General features: G+C 34.3%; 15 protein-coding genes. 5 read left to right on the top strand and 10 right to left on the bottom strand.

The window, feature by feature from the left end; all coding sequences use genetic code 11:
- Positions 1-299: 299 nt before the first annotated feature.
- The 3 genes from ACM9HF_RS07640 to ACM9HF_RS07630 all read right to left on the bottom strand — a co-directional run bounded on the left by ACM9HF_RS07640 (position 300) and on the right by ACM9HF_RS07630 (position 8,437).
- A complete protein-coding gene (locus ACM9HF_RS07640; RefSeq protein WP_473616788.1) occupies positions 300-599 on the bottom strand; it encodes a hypothetical protein in 300 nt (99 codons plus the stop codon).
- 244 nt (positions 600-843) lie between these two features.
- Positions 844-5,421 carry an EAL domain-containing protein gene (locus ACM9HF_RS07635; protein WP_473616784.1) on the bottom strand — a complete coding sequence of 1,526 codons (4,578 nt, stop codon included), beginning with the start codon at positions 5,419-5,421 and terminating at the stop codon, positions 844-846.
- 220 nt (positions 5,422-5,641) lie between these two features.
- Complete coding sequence (locus ACM9HF_RS07630) at positions 5,642-8,437, bottom strand: insulinase family protein (RefSeq protein WP_473616780.1); 2,796 nt, start codon at positions 8,435-8,437, stop codon at positions 5,642-5,644.
- Between the two features lie 210 nt (positions 8,438-8,647).
- Here ACM9HF_RS07630 and sixA point away from each other — a divergent pair, with 210 nt between their 5' ends.
- On the top strand, positions 8,648-9,124 hold the full coding sequence (gene sixA / locus ACM9HF_RS07625) for a phosphohistidine phosphatase SixA (protein ID WP_473616776.1): 477 nt from the start codon (positions 8,648-8,650) through the stop codon (positions 9,122-9,124).
- Positions 9,125-9,147: 23 nt separating this feature from the next.
- On the opposite strand, the gene smrB is transcribed toward sixA, so the two are convergent.
- On the bottom strand, positions 9,148-9,687 hold the full coding sequence (gene smrB, locus ACM9HF_RS07620; RefSeq protein ID WP_473616773.1) for an endonuclease SmrB: 540 nt from the start codon (positions 9,685-9,687) through the stop codon (positions 9,148-9,150).
- A 54-nt stretch (positions 9,688-9,741) separates the two neighbouring features.
- Between smrB and prmB the strand changes: the two genes are divergently transcribed.
- From prmB to ACM9HF_RS07605, 3 genes are all read left to right on the top strand, one after another.
- The gene (gene prmB / locus ACM9HF_RS07615; RefSeq protein ID WP_473616770.1) at positions 9,742-10,677 is read left to right on the top strand and encodes a 50S ribosomal protein L3 N(5)-glutamine methyltransferase; all 936 of its coding nucleotides are present in this window, start codon (positions 9,742-9,744) and stop codon (positions 10,675-10,677) included.
- A gap of 43 nt (positions 10,678-10,720) precedes the next feature.
- A complete protein-coding gene (gene aroC / locus ACM9HF_RS07610) occupies positions 10,721-11,812 on the top strand; it encodes a chorismate synthase (RefSeq protein ID WP_473616766.1) in 1,092 nt (363 codons plus the stop codon).
- Positions 11,813-12,367: 555 nt separating this feature from the next.
- Positions 12,368-13,528, top strand: a complete 1,161-nt coding sequence (locus ACM9HF_RS07605; protein ID WP_473616762.1) for an MFS transporter — start codon at positions 12,368-12,370, stop codon at positions 13,526-13,528.
- A 138-nt stretch (positions 13,529-13,666) separates the two neighbouring features.
- Here ACM9HF_RS07605 and hmpA read toward each other — a convergent pair whose 3' ends face one another.
- On the bottom strand, positions 13,667-14,848 hold the full coding sequence (gene hmpA / locus ACM9HF_RS07600) for an NO-inducible flavohemoprotein (protein WP_473616758.1): 1,182 nt from the start codon (positions 14,846-14,848) through the stop codon (positions 13,667-13,669).
- A 284-nt stretch (positions 14,849-15,132) separates the two neighbouring features.
- On the opposite strand from hmpA, the gene norR reads away from it, so the two are divergent.
- Positions 15,133-16,731, top strand: a complete 1,599-nt coding sequence (norR, locus tag ACM9HF_RS07595) for a nitric oxide reductase transcriptional regulator NorR (RefSeq protein WP_473616754.1) — start codon at positions 15,133-15,135, stop codon at positions 16,729-16,731.
- Between the two features lie 102 nt (positions 16,732-16,833).
- Here the strand turns inward: norR and lipA are convergent, their stop codons facing one another.
- The 5 genes from lipA to ACM9HF_RS07570 all read right to left on the bottom strand — a co-directional run bounded on the left by lipA (position 16,834) and on the right by ACM9HF_RS07570 (position 21,457).
- Positions 16,834-17,802: a lipoyl synthase gene (gene lipA / locus ACM9HF_RS07590; RefSeq protein WP_076418822.1), complete on the bottom strand. Its 969-nt coding sequence runs from the start codon at positions 17,800-17,802 to the stop codon at positions 16,834-16,836.
- The gene (gene lipB, locus ACM9HF_RS07585) at positions 17,792-18,451 is read right to left on the bottom strand and encodes a lipoyl(octanoyl) transferase LipB (protein WP_473616747.1); all 660 of its coding nucleotides are present in this window, start codon (positions 18,449-18,451) and stop codon (positions 17,792-17,794) included. Before lipB ends, lipA begins: the two co-directional genes overlap by 11 nt.
- A gap of 117 nt (positions 18,452-18,568) precedes the next feature.
- Entirely contained in the window at positions 18,569-18,832 is a 264-nt protein-coding gene (gene ybeD / locus ACM9HF_RS07580) for a DUF493 family protein YbeD (protein WP_473616744.1), read from the bottom strand.
- A gap of 356 nt (positions 18,833-19,188) precedes the next feature.
- Positions 19,189-20,370, bottom strand: a complete 1,182-nt coding sequence (locus ACM9HF_RS07575) for a serine hydrolase (RefSeq protein ID WP_473618268.1) — start codon at positions 20,368-20,370, stop codon at positions 19,189-19,191.
- A 322-nt stretch (positions 20,371-20,692) separates the two neighbouring features.
- Entirely contained in the window at positions 20,693-21,457 is a 765-nt protein-coding gene (locus ACM9HF_RS07570; protein ID WP_473616740.1) for a septal ring lytic transglycosylase RlpA family protein, read from the bottom strand.
- Positions 21,458-21,459: the final 2 nt, after the last annotated feature.

Genomic DNA, 21,459 nt, shown 5'->3' with positions numbered 1-21,459 from the left:
GACTCTAGCTGGTATGCTGTTTGGTCCATTTATATGGCCAATGTTTTGTATGCAAAAGAGAATGAAAATAAATAAGAAGTTTGGGTTTAATAGTTTGATATTTAGAGCTTAATATTAAAGTAGATAAGTATAAATAATAAAATGGCGAACATCCCTGTGACGCTATTTATAATGAGTAATCAATGATTAAGACCACCATGAATTTGCTGGCATTTCTTTAATCTCAATGCGATCAGCAATAGTTTTTTCTTTTGGTTTTTGAGTGAATAAAGCTTTAAAAATTGAAATCATATTGCCTCCTACATGCGATAGCCACGACGAGCCGTTTTTTCTATAGAAAATGTATCGTGCATGCGATATCCACGACGAGCAGCCTCATCGATAGAAAATGTATCGTGCATGCGGTATCCACGGCGAGCAGCTTCATCGATAGAAAATGTATCGTGCATGCGGTATCCACGACGAGCAGCCTCATCGATAGAAAATGTATCGTGCATGCGGTAACCACGGCGAGCAGCTTCTTTTAATTCGATTTGGTTTACATCTGCAACTGGAGCTGGTTGTGCCATTACTAGTGATAAAATAATTGAACTTAGCATGTTTCTTCCTCGTTTATTAATTATTATTAGTGCTATTGTTATTAGCATAATGAGTAAAGCGAAATACATGCCATTAATTAAATGTTGGCTCTACATCTTGTATAGCAAGACATCAATTAAATGGTGAAGTGATAAGTCGTAATTTTGACGCGAGTAATACCGTTCAATTAATTAGTGAGATAGTTTGCAGTCAATATTCTGAATATGCATCTTGAGCAGTAAGAGGGGATTAGTATGAGTCTGACTAGTTATTAAATGAAGTCGATTTATTAGTGATTTGATGTGACAGCAAATATTTTTGAAAATCATTTTCAGGTAAAGGTTTGCTGTATAAATAACCTTGAAGTTGTTCACAACGTAAACCCGATAAAAAACTGAGTTGTTGGTTGGTTTCAACCCCTTCTGCTACAACGTGTAAACCTAAGTTATGGGCGATTGTTACTATAGTTGCTACCATATTTCTTCCTTGTTCTGATGTTTCAATATCATCGACAAAGGCTTTATCTATTTTTAAGGTATTTAATGGGAATTTTTTTAGATAAGCTAAAGAAGAATACCCCGTACCAAAGTCATCTAATGATAAGTGAATACCCATAGCTCTTATTTGTAACATAGTATCAATGGCTTGTTGTGGTGAGTCCATAACAGTTCCTTCTGTTATTTCTAATTCTAGATGTTTTGCAGGCAGTTGACTTTCTTTGAGTATATCTGAAATCATGCCTACCAAATTGGGTTGGGTAAATTGAACAGCAGATAGGTTTACGGCTATCCTGCCTTCAAAGAGACCTGAGTCGACCCATTTTTTAGTGGCAAAACAAGATTTTCTTAAAACGATTTCACCAATATCAATAATTTGGCCTGTTTCTTCTGATACAGGGATGAAAACAACAGGGCTGATGATCCCTTTTGAAGGTGTTTCAAACCGAACTAGCGCTTCCATACCTGCAATTTTTCCTGTGCTTATTTCTATTTTAGGTTGATAAAATACAGAGAAATAATCTTCTTTTAATCCATAACGAATTAAGTTTTCAATTTGGAGTCTTTTTACGGCTTTTTTGTTCATAGACTCACTGAAAAATTGATACTTATTACCACCTGTATTTTTAGCGTGATACATCGCTGTATCTGCATTTTTAAGTAATTCTTGTGACGAAGCGCCATCTTCAGGAAATAAAACAATACCGATACTGCTATAAAGTACCACTTCCTGATTTTTTAATTTCATCGGTTGAGCGATAGTTTTAAGTATGTTTTTAGCTATAGTGGTTATGGTGTGAATATCATTGGTGTTTTCAACAATGATACTAAATTCGTCACCACCAAGGCGATATACAGTATCTTTTTTTCTCCCTGAGGCAATAATGCGTTGCGCAACTTTACATAATAAAGCATCGCCAACACCGTGACCCATTGAATCATTTATTTTTTTAAAATTATCTAGATCAAAAACTAATAAAGCATGAGGGACTTTAGTTTTTACTAATCGTGTTTGATTCGCTTGGAAATAAGAGCGATTAGGTAATCCTGTTAAGGTGTCAGAATTAGCCAGTTTTCTTAATTCGGCTTCATTTCTTTTACGCTCTGTAACATCTGAAAATACACCAACAAAATGAGAAATATTATTGTTTTCGTCTTTAATGATGTCGATATTTAAATCGATGATATAAATATCGTCGTTAGCGTGTTTATCTTCAATTTCACCATGCCAACCACCTTGTGTAATGAGATGTTTTTTGATGTTTTGAGTGAAGCTTTCTGGATATTGTACAAATCGTAAGCTTTTACCTAGCATATCCGCTTTATTGATTTGGGTAATACGTTGATAGGCCTTGTTTACATCTACAATTGTAAATTGACGATCAAAAATAACAACAGCATCAGATATATTTTCAATACATTTTGCAAATAATTTTAATCGTTCATCCGCTCTTTTTATTTGGCTAATATCTTTTAAGGTACCTGTCATACGTGTTGGAGAGTCAGTATCATCTCGCTCTACGATTTTTCCTCTATCAAGCACCCAAATCCATCGCTCGTTTTTATCTTTTACTCGGTAGGTTGCCTCAAAGTGATCGGTTTGTTTGTTAAAGTGCGCTTCTAAGGCTTCTCTAACTCTAGGAATATCGTGCTGGTGTATATTGGTTTGTTCTGCACCGACGTTTCTTTTTCCATCTTGAGGGAATTCTAATATTCCCCATATATTAGAACGGAATATTTTACCGCTTTTAATATTCCAATCCCACATTTCATCACCACTTCCCCATAACGAAAGCTTTAAGCGCTCTTCACTGAGTTCTATTTGAAGATGAGATAAACGTTTTTGTCTTAATTGAAATATGAAATAGCCAAACAAAAGAAGGGTAAATAAGGTATATAAGATAATAGCTGATTTAGATAACCACCAAGGGGGCATGATGGTAATGTTTAATGTTTTAGTTTGGCTTATTGTTGGGTTTAATAAGTCTATAACTTGAACTTCAAATACGTAGGAACCCGCGTCTAAATTGGTATAAGTGGCCCTCCGGTTATTAACGTCGGTTTCAATCCAGTTTGTTTCTAAACCTTTTAAACGATATCGGTATTCTATCTGATTCAAGATTTTAGCATTAGGTGAGATAAACTCTAAACTAAATGGTGATTGTTCATGCTGTAAGGTCAGTGTGTCTGTATTATTTAAGTGGCTGGCCAATGTAAATTTTGATTGGTTGATTTGATTATCATTTTCGGTTTTAGCTTTAATATCAACCTTTTTATTAGAGATTAATAAATTGGTAATAATAGGCTGATGTATTTTTTGTTTTATACTTGTTACTTCATTTAAATTAGCACTATGAAATCCATTGAGTCCGCCAAAGTAGGCTACCTTTTCAGATGAATATAAAATGCTACCGTTAATAAATTCATTTGCTTCAATACCAAATTGTTCACCATAATTAATTGCTGTTTTTTTAAAGGGATTAATTGAGGAAATACCTTTGTTGGTACTAAACCAAGCATTATGTTTATCATCAACAAACATACCATTGATGGTATTGTTAGTTAATTTATTACTTTCGTTAAATACCTGAGATTCTTGTGTCTCGGTGTCAAACAATAAAATGCCTTGATCAAAAGAACCTAACCACAACCACTTACCTGATTTTATTAAACTTTTTGAGTTACTAATCAGGTAATTATTGGTTTGTATATTATAAATGCTTGTGAATAATTTTGTTTCTAATGAAAACTTTACGATTTCATTATCTATTGAAGTCGCCCAAATAAAATTTCCATCTTCAGCTTTATCTAAATAAAGGCTTGTTATTTTGGTGCGGTAGGCTTGGTTGTTAATATTCGTTTGATATTTAGTAAATTCGTGTGTTGATAATTCGTAGCTAGTGAGTATGTTCTCATTATTGAAGTACCAAAGAGCATTGTTAGCTAAAACAATACTACTTTCGTAAGGGTAATTAGAGTTTGATTTCCATTTTTTGTGTGGTGTTAATGCGTTTTTAACTAAATTATATTCAAATAAGTTGTTATTAATGGTTAAAACAATAATATTGTCGGAAGATTGACTGAGTATATTGAATATACTTTCTTCAAGTTGAATTGGAAGTTTATGGCTTTCTTGTTTATTGAAACTAAATATAGCTCCATCACCTCTAGCTAAAAGTATATTTTCATTTGGTAATTCAGCCAAAGCATCTAATATTTGACTTTTTGCTTTATTATCAAACAGGTGATGTTTAAAACTCATCGAAATAGGAGAAAATGTGTTAAGCCCCCCATCCGTACATATCCATATTTTATTGGATGAATCTCTATATAAATTATGAATAAGATCATTTACTAAAGAATTATTTGATTCGTCTACCTTATATTGAACGGTTGTTTGATTATGCAAATTAAAGGTTGTTAAGCCGTTTTGTGTTCCAATCCAAACTTGAGTATCATCTTTTTGAATAATTGATTTAATAATATTAGATGAAATAGGAGAGTTTTTTGACTCTGTAGTCAAATGTTTTTTGAGCTTATAGTCTTTACCAACTATAAACACTCCTTTGTCTGTAGCTAGCCAATAATCATTATCTACTACGGTAATATCAGATAACTTGTTAGCATCAATCGATAACCCCCACTTGTTTTCTGATTGTAATGATATAGCGTTTGTTAAGTCTTCACCTAAGATATAAATGCCATTTTCGTATGTACCTAACCAATAGTTTTTTTGGCTGTCTTGAAAAAAAACTTTGATTTCTTTAAGTTTTTTCTCATGATTTCGAATTCTAACTGGATTGAAACTATTATCTTTTTCGGTATAGTAATGAATACCTGATGCGGTCGTTACCCAAATTACATTTTCTTGATCTTGGTATATATCCCAAATAATATTATCTTGGAGAGTCGCTGTATTGTTTTTATCATGATAGAAGTTTTCAAAATTATCGGTGTTAGCATTATATCGACTTAAGCCATTTTGGGTGCCTATCCAAAGTACGCCAGTGTTATCAATAAAAACTTTTCGTATAAAATTATTAGCAATTGAATTTTTGTCTAATATATTATTTTTATAATGAACAAACTCTTTACCATCGTATCTATTGAGGCCTTCTTGTGTAGCTATCCACATGAAGCCTTGTTTATCTTCGACTATATCGAAAACATAACTTTGTGATAAACCTTGTTTGATTGTTAATGATTTGAATTTTAATTGAGGGGCACTAATGCTTTCATTAGCAAATACGTAATTTATTGAGCTTAACAGCGCAAAAAATAATGAGAAAGTAAAAATCACTTTTTTTAATGGGGTAGCCCAAAGACGGCTTAAAACAATAAACACTACAACAGCCTTGAAAGTATATGCGTTTAGAAATGATCACAATAACTCGTCTAAATTATTCATATTTTAAACGCGTAATCACTATGATTTTATAATTATTTTGGTATCACACTGCTATTTAAAGTCATGACTGTGATTAAGTCAACTCTTCACTAGAGCTGGCATAATATAAGGAGGTGACATAAATAGACTGACCCATGTATTAATGTTATCGGCAGGTTTAATGTTTTCTTGCGTAATTATTTAATAAATATAAAGTATTTGTAATGTTTTTATTTTCTAAGTGACTACTTTCTAATTGATCTTTGTCTGTAAAAGATAATAAATTAATTCTGTCTGGTGAGTTTGTTGTTTTTAATGTTTCTTTCAAAAAGCTTTTTATCTCAGGTAAGGTTAATTTATTAATTTCTTTGATGAGTTGTTTTTTTTGATTGAAATTACACTCATCGGTACAAATAGCAGCCCAAAACCTCTGGCTTTTAATACGTAAACTAGAGTCTCTTTCTAATAACTGACTGGCAAGCCCCTGTTTTACATGTTCCCAATGTTCGGTTTCCATTTCTTCAATATTTTCATAGGCGTTATTAATAAAAGTATCAATCGCTATTGATAAGTGTGTAGATTCCGTATTAGGTGACTGGATATAAAAAGCAATACCGGGGTATCTATTAATAGGAATAAAATTAACACCTACTAAATAACCATATTGTTTTTCGGTACGCATTTCTTGGAAAAATAAAGGAGATAACAATTGGCTGGTTAACATGCTTTTTGCTACAGACTGTAAATCTTTATTTGGCATTGGGTAATAGGTGATTGTGGCATGATCATGCTGCGGTAATACAATAGGAAAGGTGATTCTACCTTGATCTTTTATTGTAATTACTGAAGGACTAACGCTGTTTTTTCTATCTATATTATTGATGAAAAACTCTTTAATTATATTCCCTATATTTTTAGCGTGTTCTTTGTGCCAATTTCCATGTATTAATGACTTTACAGAAACATGTTCAAAAATATTATTGATAAATAGAGTGAATTGCTCAAATGTTACTTTTGTTAATGTATTTGCTAATTCTTTGCTACTTGGGTTGTTAGGTTGAATTGATGAACTTAAAAAAGAGAAAAGTTGTGAAATTGATTTACTTGTATCAGTATTTTTCCAATGTTGAATTAATTGTTTTTTTAGTAAAGAGAATTGCTCTTTAGTAAATTCACTTTGTTTTAAGTCTTCCAATAATCGTGTAAGTAGATGACTTTGTTTGTCAGTAAAACCTGAGAGTTGTAGTGTCATTCCTCCTTGATGTGCATATAAATGATATTGTATGCCTGCTATTTCTGCGTCGTAATGTTTTTCTATAATAGAGTCGCTAAATAGATCAACAAATAACCGAGTCATTGCAATGTTTTCATTTGATTGAATGATTATAGGCGAGTCAATACCGATATATACGTAACCTTTTGGAACACTAAATGTTGCATCTTGTTTAAACCACAGTTCATAACCATTCTCTTTGTCGATACATGTAGGTACTGAAGGTAAACTTTGTTTTTCTTGTTCGGTAAGCTCATTTGATAATACTGACGGATTTTTAATTATGTAAGGGTTTTTACCGGGAAGTGATAAAGCGTCGATAGTTTGACAATTTTCCCAAAGATTTAATAATTCAGTGTTAATTTTAGATACCATATAAGGAACTTCATACCATTTACTAGTTTGATCAAAGGTATTTTCTTTGCTTATATGAATAAGACGCATATTACTCGGAGATAAGTATTGCAGTAAATTGTTCACTTCTTCTTGGCGGTATTCATCCATAGCGTAATCACCAAAAATGTAGTCATTTTCTGGATAATGTTGCATGTTGATGACTAATTGACAAACGGAGTCTAGCGGTTTTAATTTTTCAGCATACTGAAAAGCAATATTAGCTAAGGTTTGTTTTTCTTCATAATAAAAACCAGCTAAAGGTTTTTCTTTCATTAATTGAATATATTGAAAAACAATTGTGACAATGTCGTTTATGTATTTCTCACCTATGGGTGTTAACTGAAAGCTGATATTAAAATCTTTAAAGTTCGAACCATTAATTCCAGAACCCGCCGTTAACCCTATTATCCATTGCTTTTTCTTTAATAAAGAATAAATACTTCCTATACCTTCATGCCCTAATAAGTAAGCTAAAATTGATTCGGGTTTATTTCTATATAAATCATCTATCGCTGGCATTGCAAAGCTAATAATTAACTGATGATCGTTTTTAACTGGGCTTACATTAATTAATGTTGATTGATGCTCTGGTAAATATAATGGGGAATTGATTTTATTGATCTGTTTTTTAGTGTTGGGAATATTTGAAAATTTAGATTCAGCTAATACTTTTAACTCGCTAAGTGATTGAGGGCCTTCAATAACAAGTGTCATTGCTGTTGCTTGATAATACTTGTTATAGAATGCTTTTATTTCTTGTTGGATACTTTTGTTGTTTCTATCAGCAAGTGTTTCGTGATTTCCAACAGAAAACTTTGAAAAAGGGTGCGCTTGATTGATGGTTTCTTTATGCACATCGTAAAGTCGTCGAATATCATCTTTTAATTTTAATTTATATTCAGCATCAATATTTTCTCTTTCTGATTGTACAAATGCTTCAGAGAGAAGGGGAGAGGTAAAAAATTGACTAAAACGGTCTAAAGCTTCTTCAAAAAATTGATGATTAATATCTAAAAAGTAACAAGTATGCTCTGTTGCTGTCCATGCATTATTGCTTCCGCCGTGTTGGCTAATAAATTTTTGATATTCACTACCATCAGGATATTTTTCAGTTCCTAAAAATAACATGTGCTCTAAAAAGTGAGCTAAGCCTTGCCTGTCACAAGGATCACTGAAATGACCAACATTAACAGCTAGTGCCGCTGCAGACTTTTTGGTTTCATTATTATTTATTAATAAAACACGTAAACCGTTATTTAACGTAATAGCTAAATAGTGCTTATGATCATTAGGGCTTGTTTTCAAAGGAGGCTCCCGCTTTAGTTTGTTGTATTTTTATACGTCACACGAAAACTAAGCGATGTGTTGTAATCTATTTTTAGCTTTTAAATTACCGTATGGAATAAGATGAGTCCATTATATTCTTAACAGTTGTTATAAAAAAAAGTTGTATTGCTTTACTATAGCCTCAATTTGGGAAAGCTGTTGCATACATTGAGTATGCGTGGATAATTTATGCAAGTTTATATAATGCGTCATGGTCAAGCATTTACTTCGGGTAGTAGTGACGCACTTCGTGGATTAACGGTTCAAGGTAAGTTAGAAGCTCACGTTATGGCTAAGTGGCTAGATTCTGAAAAAATCTCTATCGATCAAATTATTGTAAGTCCATTTATCAGAGCTCAGGAAACCACAAAAGAGTTAATTAGTTATTTAGGTGACGATATATTAGTTACCACGCTAGATTTTATTACTCCTTCAGGCTCTGCTGAGCAAATGCATGATTATATAGACGGTGTATGTGTTACGGATAAGATCAAAACCTTGCTTATCGTTTCTCATATGCCATTAGTTAGTTACTTGGTGGCAGAGTTAACCGTTGATGGTAATGGGCCTATTTTTCAAACCGCTGGAATTGCTCATATTGATTACGATACAAAACGTATGAAAGGGCATATGGTAAGTTTAACTTCTCCAAATGAGCTGTGTTAATTTGTGATAAGTTTAGCTGGTTTTTATAGAGTAAACTTATCTTCTATTTCAATTAGCGCTAAAATGGCGCCATTTCCCCCCCATTCTAATGGTGCTTGATGAAATGCCATTACATCAGGGTGTTGTACCAACCAATGAGGTACTTTGTTTTTGAGTACTCGAGAGCCTAGCCCATGTATGATGCAAATACAGTGAGCATGCTCTTTTTGACAGGCAAATAATAAAGACGCAATTTCTAATTTAGCTTGTTGCTGATCAAGTCCATGCAAATCTAATATAAGATCCGGCGCGTAATCACCTCTGCGTAATTTTTTAGCTTCAAATGTGTCCACATCTTCACGTATATATTTTAATGGTCCTTGCTGATTAAGATCCGGCTCAAAGTCATCAGAAAAATAAAATTGTGCATTTTGTTTATTTGATTCTTTATCTTTAATAATTCTTTTGGTTTTAGTGCTTTTCTTTGAGGGTTGAATTTTATCCTGTACAATAGGCTTTACTTTACCTACAGCATCTTTGAATAGTTGTTTTTCTTCTGGCGTTAAGCTGTCTTTTAGTTTCATGTCGTCAGTTTAAAAACATCTATCAGTAATCACAAGCCTCTTATAGGAAAACATGTGAAAGAGTTGAACTTTTCATCTATTAATGAACAATTAAATACAACAGGCGATTTTGTTCGGTTTGCAACAAGCCAATTTAATCAGGCAGATCTTTATTTTGGGCATGGTACAAATAACGCTTGGGATGAAGCTATTTCATTAATTATGTTTACGCTAAATTTACCTGAAAGTTTATTTGAGCAAGTTTTTTCTTGTCAGTTAACCTCAGACGAAAAAAACAACGTATTATCGATTATTGAAAAACGTATTGTTGAAGAAATCCCTGCTGCGTATTTAACTAATCAAGCCGTTTTTGCCAATTTACCCTTTTATGTTGATCAACGTGTTTTGGTACCTCGTTCTCCTATAGGAGAGCTAATTGAAAATAGATTTGTAAATTTAATTGATGAAAACAGCGTACCTCATAGAATTTTAGATTTATGTACAGGTAGCGGTTGTATCGCTATCGCATGTGCTTATGCATTCCCTGAAGCTGAAGTTGATGCTGTTGATTTATCGATTGATGCGCTAAATGTTGCCAACATTAATATAGAAAATCATGGTTTATCAGAACAAGTTATTCCAATTCAATCTGACGTTTTTTCTGGGGTTGAAGGGCAAGTTTATGATTTAATTGTGACTAATCCTCCTTATGTTGATCAAGATGATGTTGATTCCCTTCCGCAAGAGTATTTACATGAGCCTGAAATGGGCTTGGGATGTGGCGAAGATGGGTTAGACATTGTTAGAAAAATATTAGCGGAAAGTGCAGCGTACCTATCAGAAAATGGTATATTAATTTGTGAGGTAGGTAACTCACAAATTCATGTTGCATCAGTATATCCCGAAGTACCGTTTAAGTGGCTAACGTTTGAACATGGTGGTCATGGTGTGTTTATGTTAACCAAAGCACAATTAGAAGAATTTTCAGACATTTTTAAACAAAATGTATAGATTTATTTTGAGTTTTATTTTCAGTAAAGGTAGTTAATTTAGTATGTCAGGTAATACGTTCGGAAAATTATTTACAGTAACCACTTATGGTGAGAGCCATGGTTTAGGTTTAGGCGCCATTATTGATGGTTGCCCCCCTGGTTTATCCTTAACGGAAGAAGATCTGCAAGTTGATTTAGATCGACGTAAACCTGGTCAATCTCGATTTACTACAGCTCGTCGCGAAGATGACGAAGTTACCATTATGTCAGGTGTATTTGAAGGTAAAACAACAGGTACGCCAATTGGCTTAGTGATCAAAAATAAAGATCAGCGTTCGCAAGATTACGGCAATATCTCTGAAAGCTTTCGCCCTGGGCATGCTGATTATACCTATTGGCAAAAATACGGTATTCGTGATTACCGTGGTGGCGGGCGTTCTTCTGCTCGTGAAACTGCTATGCGAGTGGCCGCAGGCTCTATTGCTAAAAAATTCTTAAAAGAAAAACTCGGTATTGTTATTCGTGCTTGTGTAACACAAATTGCTGATATAAAAGCGGAAACGTACGATTGGGATATTGTAGAAACTAATCCGTTTTTCTTCCCTGATGCCAACAAACTTGAACAGCTTGATGAATACTTACGCGACATTATGCGCCAAAAAGATTCTATTGGCGCCAAATTAACGGTTGTTGCTGAAAATGTGCCTGTTGGTTTAGGTGAGCCAATTTTTGATCGATTAGATGCTGATATTGCTCATGCGCTAATGGGGATTAATGCCGTTAAAGGTGTTGAAATTGGTGACGGCTTTGAAGTAGTTAATCAAAAAGGCTCTGTACACCGTGATGAACTTACGCCTAATGGCTTTGCCAAAAATAGTGCTGGTGGTGTTTTAGGCGGTATTTCTTCAGGTCAAAATATTGTTGCACATATTGCACTTAAACCTACATCAAGCATTGGTGTTAGTGGTAAAACCATTAACAAACAAGGTGAGTCTACTGACTTAATTACTAAAGGTAGACACGATCCGTGTGTTGGTATTCGAGCTGTTCCTATTGCTGAAGCTATGCTGGCGTTAACGTTAATGGACCATTATATGCGTAATAGAGCGCAAAATGCTGATGTTATGTGCGAAACGCCTGATATATCAAAATAGTTAATCCTATTCCTTTAAGGGGAATAGTATAATTTATCATCATAAGCCGATATAAAACTTTACTTTATATTGGCTTACTTTTTTATGTTTTTGCTTCTCATTCAAGCGTTATTTATACCCGTTATCATTCAAGATGCAGGTTTCAGTGGGAACTAAAAACAATTTAGGCACAGATTTCATGTTCCAGACGAAATCTAAGTACATACATCCATGTATGCAAGGCATTAAGTTTACGTCATGGTTATTCTCGGTAACTGTTCCTGCGTTACCCTAATGTCCTACATTCGTGTAGGAACCTTACTAAAGTTAATAAGCCCCATAAATTGTTTTTAGACCCATCGGAGAAGCGCTTGAGCAAAATCACTTCATCAACAATGCTTTTTATAAGGGAACGACCATTATTACAAAGTATTGCCTTGAATTGATATCGCTCAAGTGCTCTGAAATACGCAGCTTGAGTGGTAACGGGTATATATCAAGCGCATTAATGAATAGACTTATTTTAAACGAAGCTAAATGGTCAATTGGTTATTGTGATTGTTCTTAGGAAAATAAATGAAGTCTGCATTGTTTTTACGTTCGTCATTTAGCTACTTTTGGTATTTTGGCTTACTTGGCTTGATCATTCCTTTTTTACCACTGTTTTTAGATGGAAAAAATTTTTCGTCTGTGGAGATAGGAGAAATACTTGCTATTTTTACAGCAACTAAAATTATTGGGCCTACATTATGGGCTGTTTTGGCTGATAAAACAGGCCAGCAGCTAGGAATTATCAGGTTAGGGGCTTTTTTAGCCTGTGCTTTTTTTACGTTTCTTTTTTGGCTAAATGATTATTGGCCCGTTGTTTTTTGTTTAGCAACTTTCAGCCTATTTTGGACCGCAATTTTACCTCAGCTTGAAGTTATGACACTTAACTCTATCAGGCGAAGTGCCAAAATTTACGCACGTATTAGATTGTGGGGAAGTATTGGTTTTATATTTTTTGCCGTTGTAGCAGGGGAAGTCATTGAGCAATTTAGTTCGGAAGCTTTTACTTACATAGGTTTTATTATTTTATTGGGTTTGTTTTTATCTACGTTATTAATTAAACAGTCTAAAATTAAGCAGTCTCAAATTACCAAAACCTCATCCATTAAAAGGAAACTTTTCAATATAAATTTTGCTGTGTTTTTTATTGCGGGTTTATTATTACAATTAAGTTTTGGTCCTTATTATAGTTTTTTTGCTTTGTATTTAAGAGACTTGCAATATCCCGGTTTTGCCGTAGGCATATTAATTTCTTTAGGGGTTATTGCTGAAATCACTATTTTTATTTATGCAGGTAAAATATTTAAACATTTTAGTATTAAAAATATTTTAGTCTTTAGCCTTATAACAACATCTTTTCGCTGGTTTTTGATGGGGCATTTAGGTGACTCTATGTTAGTTATGATCCTATCTCAGGCAATACACGCCGCAAGTTTTGGTTTATATCACAGTGCGTCAATACAGTTCTTACAACGACATTTCGATCCTAGTCAACAAAACAGAGGTCAAGCCGTATATATTGGTGGTGTTTATGGTATTGGTGGTGCAATAGGTGCGTATTTAGCGGGTGTGCTTTGGTTAAATGGTGCAGGTTCAACTACTGCTTTTGATATGGCCATGCTTGCTGCATTTATTGGTGCTATTCTCGCTTTATTTATTAAGGTAAGTGATCGAGACAAAAAGACTTAATCCGATTTAATTATTTGATTTTTTATTAGATTAAAAAAAGTCGTTAATCTATTTAAGCATAAATTGAAGCCGATTAGAGGGAGCTCTAGTCGGCTCTATGAGCAGGGAAACTACAGGTTTTCCTGAGATTAATTCATATTACAATGAAGCGTGAGGGCCAAACACTTCATAATGAATACGCTCTTCACAAACACCTAGTTTCATCAAGTCTGTTTTAGCAAATTTCATAAAACCAACAGGTCCGCATAAGTAAAAATTACCATCGTTTAACGGTAGATCAACTTGGTTAAAATTAATAAAACCATGATGAGTATTTTCTTTTTCGATAGCTTGCTCTTTATACCAAGTATTGTAAGACCAGCCCTTGCTGTGACATAAATCTTGAGTACGCTTTGCGAATGAATGTTGATCCTCGTTTTCACAAGCGTGAATATAATGAATTTGATTGTCGTAATCTTCATCAGCCAGTTTTTCTAACATAGCTTGCATAGGAGTGATACCTACACCTGCAGAAATTAAAACCACTGGCGCTTCACGATTCACAAAAAAGAAGTCACCCGCTGGTGCATGTAAATCTACTAAATCGCCAACATTTAGGTTGTCGTGTAAGTGATTAGACATTAAACCATTTTGTTCACCTAGCTCTCGTTTTACCGAAATACGATAGCTTTTACCATTTGGCTTATCGGACAGAGAATATTGGCGTATCTCTATATGTTCACTACCTGAGGGTGTTAATTCTATTCCAATATATTGCCCTACTTGATAATCAAGAACAGGTTGTTGATCCATTGGTTCAAAAACGAAGCTTGTAACTAAGGCTGATTCCACTGTTTTATCCACTAAACAAAAAGCACGTTTGCCTCGCCAACCGCCATAGCTTGCTTCGCGTTCACGGTATAACTCTTCTTCGCGGTTAATAAATATGGTAGCTAATACGCCATAAGCAGCTGTCCACGCAGACTCTACTTCTTCAGTAAATTGTTCAGGCAGGAGCTCTCGTAAGGTTTCAATAAGATGCAAGCCTACAATTTGATAATGCTCTGGTTGAATATGAAAGCTCGTATGTTTTTGTGTAATGCGCTCAACGGCATGTTTTAGTACGGCTAAATTATCAATATTTTTAGCGTAAGCTAAAATTGCTTCAAATAAAGCGGTTTTCTGGCGTCCTGTTTTTTGGTTACTCATATTAAAAATATTTTGTAATTCGGGATTATGAGTAAACATACGTCGATAAAAGTGATCGGTAATAGCTGGCCCGCCAGCTTCTAATAAAGGAATTGTACTTTTTACAACAGCAATATGTTCGGTAGTTAACATTAATGGCTCCTAAGTGATTAAATATGTAATGCCCACCTATTAGTTCATTTACATTGCTACAAGGTAAATAAAGCCTAATTAAAAAATGGGTAAATTATTGTTAAAAACGTAATGAATTAAGCATTACAATAGTTGAGCCATCTTTTATTTATATTTTAATTTCAAAGGTTTATGTTTTTATTTGTATTTTTTATTGATTTTAAGAGTCAAAATGACTCCTTGATTTTTGTGTCTTTTTGACTTTTTGTTTTTTATTTGACACACTGGGACTGTGTTTTACTTAAATGATTGATGCTATGAATGAAATTTCTTCAGCGGCACTTATTGAATTGTCGTTAAATTTAACTAAAAGTCTCACTAGTAATGATCGTTTTGATAATTTGTTATCGACGATCAGAAAAGCTATTACTTGCGAAGCCGTTGCTGTACTTGCAGTTAAAGGTGAATACTTGGTGCCTTTAGCGCTACAAGGGTTAAGTAAAGACACGCTAGGGAGACGCTTTGTTATAGCTGAACACCCGCGTTTAACTAAAATTTGCCAATCAGAAAAATTTGTTAGGTTTCCAAGTAATTGCCCATTACCCGATCCGTATGATGGTTTGTTAATTGCTCATGACGGCGATTTACCTATTCATTCATGTATGGGGATACCGCTACACTTTGAAGACCGATTAATTGGTATTTTGACTTTAGATAGTTTAATTCCTGAACTTTTTGACAACATTCCTGAACGTACATTGGAATTGATCACCGCAATGGCTTCAGTGAGTTTAAATACTGCTTTAACACTTGAACAGTTAGAGCGAAATATTGATCATTCCAACCAAGTTGTTGCTGCATTAAGTCAACCTAATGTTGTTTCTGAACAAAATGAATTAATTGGCCAAAGCGCCAAAATGATACATTTGAAGAAAGAAATAACACTTGTGGCATCATCACATTACAACGTATTAATACAAGGTGAGAGTGGTTCAGGCAAAGAGCTAGTGGCACATGACATTCATCAACAATCTTCTCGAAACACTTTACCTATTGTTTATGTTAATTGTGCCGCATTACCTGATAATTTAATCGAAAGTGAGTTATTTGGTCATGTTAAGGGCGCTTTTACCGGAGCTGATAAAAATAGAGCAGGGAAGTTTGTTATTGCTGATGGTGGTACTTTGTTTTTGGATGAAGTAGGTGAGTTACCTTTAGCTGCACAAAGTAAGCTACTTAGAGCTATTCAAAGTAATGAAATTCAAGCAGTAGGGCAAGACAAACTAATCACTGTAGATGTAAGAATTATTGCAGCCACTAATCGTAATTTACAAAATGAAGTTGAAAAAGGAAACTTTCGAGCCGATTTATTTCATCGTTTAAATGTGTATCCAATTGAAGTCCCACCTCTAAGAGAAAGAGTAGGGGATATTGCCTTATTAACAGGATTCTTTATTGAAAAAACGAAACGTAAATTAGGTATTAAGCAACTTAAAACATCACCAGATGTTATTGAGTATTTATCTGCTTATCATTGGCCGGGTAATATTCGTGAGTTAGAACATTTATTAAGCAGAGCCGCTTTAAAGGCTTTTGCTAAACAAAAAAATAAAGCGGTGGTTAAAATAACATTAAGTGATTGTGATAATTTAAGTAATGAGTTTTTTAATCAAAATAGAACAACTCTCCAAGAAAAAATGAAAAGAATAGCTGAAAGCTCTGTTCAGTCGTCAATGAACTTACGGCATGAAGTCGATGAATTTCAAAAGATGTTGATCAGTAAAGTATTAACTGAAGAAAAGGGGAGTTGGAGTATGGCCGCTAAACGTTTAAATACGGATAGAGCAAATTTAAATCGTTTAGCAAAAAGATTGGGGGTTAATGTAATAAAAACAGTCGTCTAAATATATTATTGTATTAGGAATAGGTCGTTGTTAACGAAAAATAGATATAAAAAAGGTGAACTGAATTCAGTTCACCTTTATCAAGGTTAAAAGTAATAGAAATTACTTAACTTCTTCACCTGCAGCTTGTTTATCAGCATGGTAAGAAGAGCGAACTAGTGGGCCACAGGCTGCGTGGTCAAAGCCCATTTTCATAGCTTCTCTTTGAAACATGTCAAAGTCGTCAGGGTGTACGTAACGTTCAACTGGTAAATGATGCTTACTTGGTTGTAGGTATTGACCAATGGTTAACATGGTTACACCATGAGCGCGTAAATCACGCATTACTTCTAGTATTTCTTCGTTAGTTTCACCTAAACCAACCATAAGGCCTGATTTAGTAGGAACAGTAGGATTAGCTTCGCCAAATTTCTTCAATAAATCTAATGACCATTGGTAGTTGGCACCTGGGCGAGCTTTGGTATATAAGCGTGGTGCTGTTTCCATATTATGGTTGAAAGTATGAGGAGGATGAGCGTTCAGTATTTCTAATGCTTTATCCATACGACCACGAAAATCTGGAACTAATATTTCAACTTTGGTGTGTGGAGAATGTACGCTAATTTCTTTAATACATTCAGCAAATTGTTGTGCACCGCCGTCACGTAAATCATCTCTATCTACTGAGGTAATAACTACGTATTTAAGTGCCATGTCTTTCAAGGTAAGAGCTAGTTTTTTAGGTTCGTCTTGATTTACGGCTAAAGGACGACCGTGACCTACATCACAAAACGGACAACGACGTGTACAAATATCACCCAAAATCATAAAGGTTGCTGTACCGTGGTTAAAACATTCAGATAGGTTAGGGCATGAGGCTTCTTCACATACTGAGTGTAAATCATGTTTACGTAAAGCTGACTTTATCGCGTCGATACGATCTGTTGTTCTTGGTAATTTTATACGTAACCATTCAGGTTTACGTAACATTGTTTCTCTTTCAGAAGGAACAACTTTAATAGGGATATGCGCCATTTTATCGGCGTCACGCAGTTTAGTACCAGCTTCTATACGTGATGATTTAGTTGTCATTTAATGTTTCCAACCCTGTTTTATATACAATAGTGTTTGAGTTTAAAAGAGTGCTTATATGCTTAACTAAAGACTCTCCTGCTTCTAATACGTTTTTTGGTCCATTTAAGGTAGAGGTTTGAACCATTTCTAAACCTGCGTAGCCACATGGATTAATGAGTAAAAATGGTGACAAATCCATGTTAACGTTCAATGCTAAACCGTGAAAAGAACAACCTTTTCTTACTCTTAAGCCTAACGATGCTACCTTTTTGTTATCTATATAAACGCCTGGAGCATCAGGTTTTGCTACTGCTGTAATGCCATAGTCATTAAGTGAATCAATAATCGCATTTTCAATTAGTGTAACAAGATTTCTTACACCCATTTTTCTTCTACGAAGGTTAATTAATACGTATAAAACTTGCTGTCCTGGTCCGTGGTAAGTTACTTGCCCGCCACGATCTACTTTTACAATAGGAATATTACTTGTACTTAGTATGTGCTCTTCTTTACCTGCTTGTCCTTGTGTAAAAACAGCAGGGTGCTCAACTAACCAAATTTCATCTAATGTTTCATCATTACGATTATCCGTAAAGCTCTGCATGGCATGCCAAACGGTTGTGTAATCCGTTTGATTTAATTGTCTAACAATCAAGGAGTCATTCATACATTGGCCTTGGTATATAGTAAACGGACTGATGTGTTAAACGTATTATAAAAGAATAAAAATGACATTACATTGTACAGCTTATAAGGATTTATATTTATGGTGCGATTATTCGTATTAAAGTACGTAACGTACTTCTTCAATAGCAGTAAGTGTTTTATAAATTGTTTCAATATGATCTTTACTTGTTACTGTTACCGCAATTGAAACTGAATGATAGTTTCCTTTCGAACTAGGTTTTATTTTGGGAGAATAATCATCCGGAGTATGTTTTTGTAATTCAGCAATAATAAGATCTGGCAGCTCATCACAAGCAACACCCATTACTTTGAAGTTTAAAACGGTAGGAAACTCTAATAATTCATCAAACTTAGTTTGCATTTTTGTACCTAGGGACTTTCAGATTATAGTGATATAAACTATTTTATCACTAATTTGCGCTTTAGCGCTAACCTCATCTGATATGTTTTTGAAATTTAGCTGCTACTACTGTAAAGCTGAAAACACAGTTTATACTTGTTTCATTCATGAGATATTTTATTCAAAATAAAGAGTGATGATCGAAAACGAATATTTATTTAACCTGAATTGGGTTTAAGAGATAGTTAACTACTTGTTATAAAGATAAAATAAGAGTTGGCTCAACTCAAGACCGACAATACTTTAGTTTACTGAAAATGAAAAAGGGATACGTTAAACGTATCCCTTCAAATTTAGTCGATAAGATTTAATTTTGTTTAAAGTAGATCTGCAAACTGTAGCTTTACGTAGTCCATTAAACGACTAAACATACTACCTTCATTAATTTCTTGAAGGGTTACTAGTGGATATTCTGCTATATCTTCGCCATTAAGTTGTAAAAATACTTTACCTACGACTTCGCCTTTACCTAAAGGTGCCGTAAGTTGTTTACTTAATTCAAAATTAGCTTCTAAATTTTTACGTTGTCCGCGAGGAATGGTAATTGGAGTGCTTACCATAATGCCTAAGTCAACTTCAGGAACATCACCCATCCAAACGCGATTGGTAACAAATTTTTCGCCTGCTTTGTATGGTGTATAAGTTTCAAAAAATCTAAAGCCGTAATTGAGTAGTTTTTTACTTTCTACTTTACGTGCTCTTTCGCTTTCGGTACCCATAACCACACTGATTAAACGCATATCGCCTTTAGTTGCAGATGTTACTAAGCTGTAACCGGCTTGTGAAGTGTGTCCTGTTTTTAAGCCGTCAACATTCATACTTTTGTCCCATAACAAGCTGTTACGGTTATATTGTTTTATGTTGTTGTAAGTAAAAGACTTTTGTTTGTATATTTTATATTCTTCAGGTACATCGTTAATAAGAGCTTTGGCTAAAGTGGCCATGTCGCGTGCTGTAGTTTTGTGTTCTTGGCTGTCTAGGCCATGGCTGTTTTCAAAGTAACTGCTGTTCATACCGAGTTGTTCTGCATGAGCATTCATTAAATCAGCAAAGGCGCTTTCGCTACCTGCAATATGTTCTGCCATGGCAACACAGGCATCGTTACCTGACGCAACAATAATGCCTTGGTTAAGTAGCTCTACGGATACTTCAGTGCCTACTTCAATAAACATTTTAGATGATTCAGGGAAGTTTTTTGCCCAAGCTGATTCACTAATGGTGACTTTGTCGGTATTTTTTATATTACCAGAGGTTAATTCTTTACCGATAATATAGCTTGTCATCATTTTAGTTAAACTAGCAGGCGCTAATAAACTGTCAGCATTTTCTTCAGAGATAACTTTACCTGTTGTAAAGTCGATCAATATATGTGCTTTTGCGTTTACAGTTGGTGGAGCTGGAATAATATTATTTGCATGTACGGGGGAGAATGCGCTAAGAGATAATGTACCTAGTAATGTGAAGATTTTTGCGCGTGACGAAAGCAGTTTCTTCGTCATAAAAATAAGCATAATGTTCCTTTATTCTACTGTTATAAAAGCCAAAATATTTTTCAGCAGTATAGCATTATTATTCTTTATTACTATGGTCTAGTAAGGAGGAAGTTGTTACTTTTCGTGTATTTTATACAAAAAATATAGAGTGAATTGATATTTTTATTATTTTTAGTGGTAGTCGCTGGTTAAATTTTAGCTTTATATACCCGTTATCATTTAAGATGCTCTGAAATAGCCTCTTAAGTGGTAAAGGGTATTTACTCCAAATAAAGTTAATTGAAGATAAATAATAATGTGAGCTGCGGTTATTTATCTTTAACTTAGACTATTCTATGTAGCTTTTAAATGCTTTCGGATACCCACTTTGTTTGATTTTAGTGAGTGCTTGTTCAAGTTTCATTTGACTGATGAATGGGCCTATTTTTACTCGATAAACCCCGTCTTGATATGGAGTGCTAATTTTGTAGGTATATTGTTTTTTTAAGGCATTAGATGTTTCTATCGCTATATGTTTATGCTGAGTTGCAAAAACTTGAATATAACCGATGGGAGATGTGTTTTTCTCAAGAGTTTGATCAGTATTAATGGCTTCAATGGTAACGATTGCCGTACCTTTTTTTAGCATATCAAGTTTGTAGGCCGCACTGTAAGATAAATCTATAATTCTGTTTTCATGAAAAGGACCACGGTCGTTTACTCGAACAACCACTGATTTTTTATTGAGGTGGTTTGTTACTTTTACATAAGTGGGCAGGGGTAAGTTTTTATGGGCAGCACTCATGCTATACATGTTATAAACTTCACCATTTGATGTTAAATGACCATGAAATTTATTGCCATACCAAGAAGCAACACCCGTTTGTTTAAAGTTATTGGCAGACTCTATAACTTGATAGTTTTTACCTCTGACATTGTAATTTTTATTTCCACCTCTACTATGGGCTTCATTTCTGGGTACTGCATCTAACAATTCAGCCGCTGTAGGTGTTCGAGTGGGGGTGCTGTCATCTTTCTGGTGGTATCGACCTGTTTGAGTACTACAAGCACTAATCAATATTATTAATAAAACTAACCATTTCTCGTGTCTCATAC

It is taken from the genome of Colwellia sp. RE-S-Sl-9 (assembly GCF_048296855.1).
Classification (GTDB): Bacteria; Pseudomonadota; Gammaproteobacteria; order Enterobacterales; family Alteromonadaceae; genus Pseudocolwellia.
The sequence above is the reverse complement of the archived record's forward strand: the minus strand, read 5'-3'. Positions and strand labels throughout refer to the sequence as shown.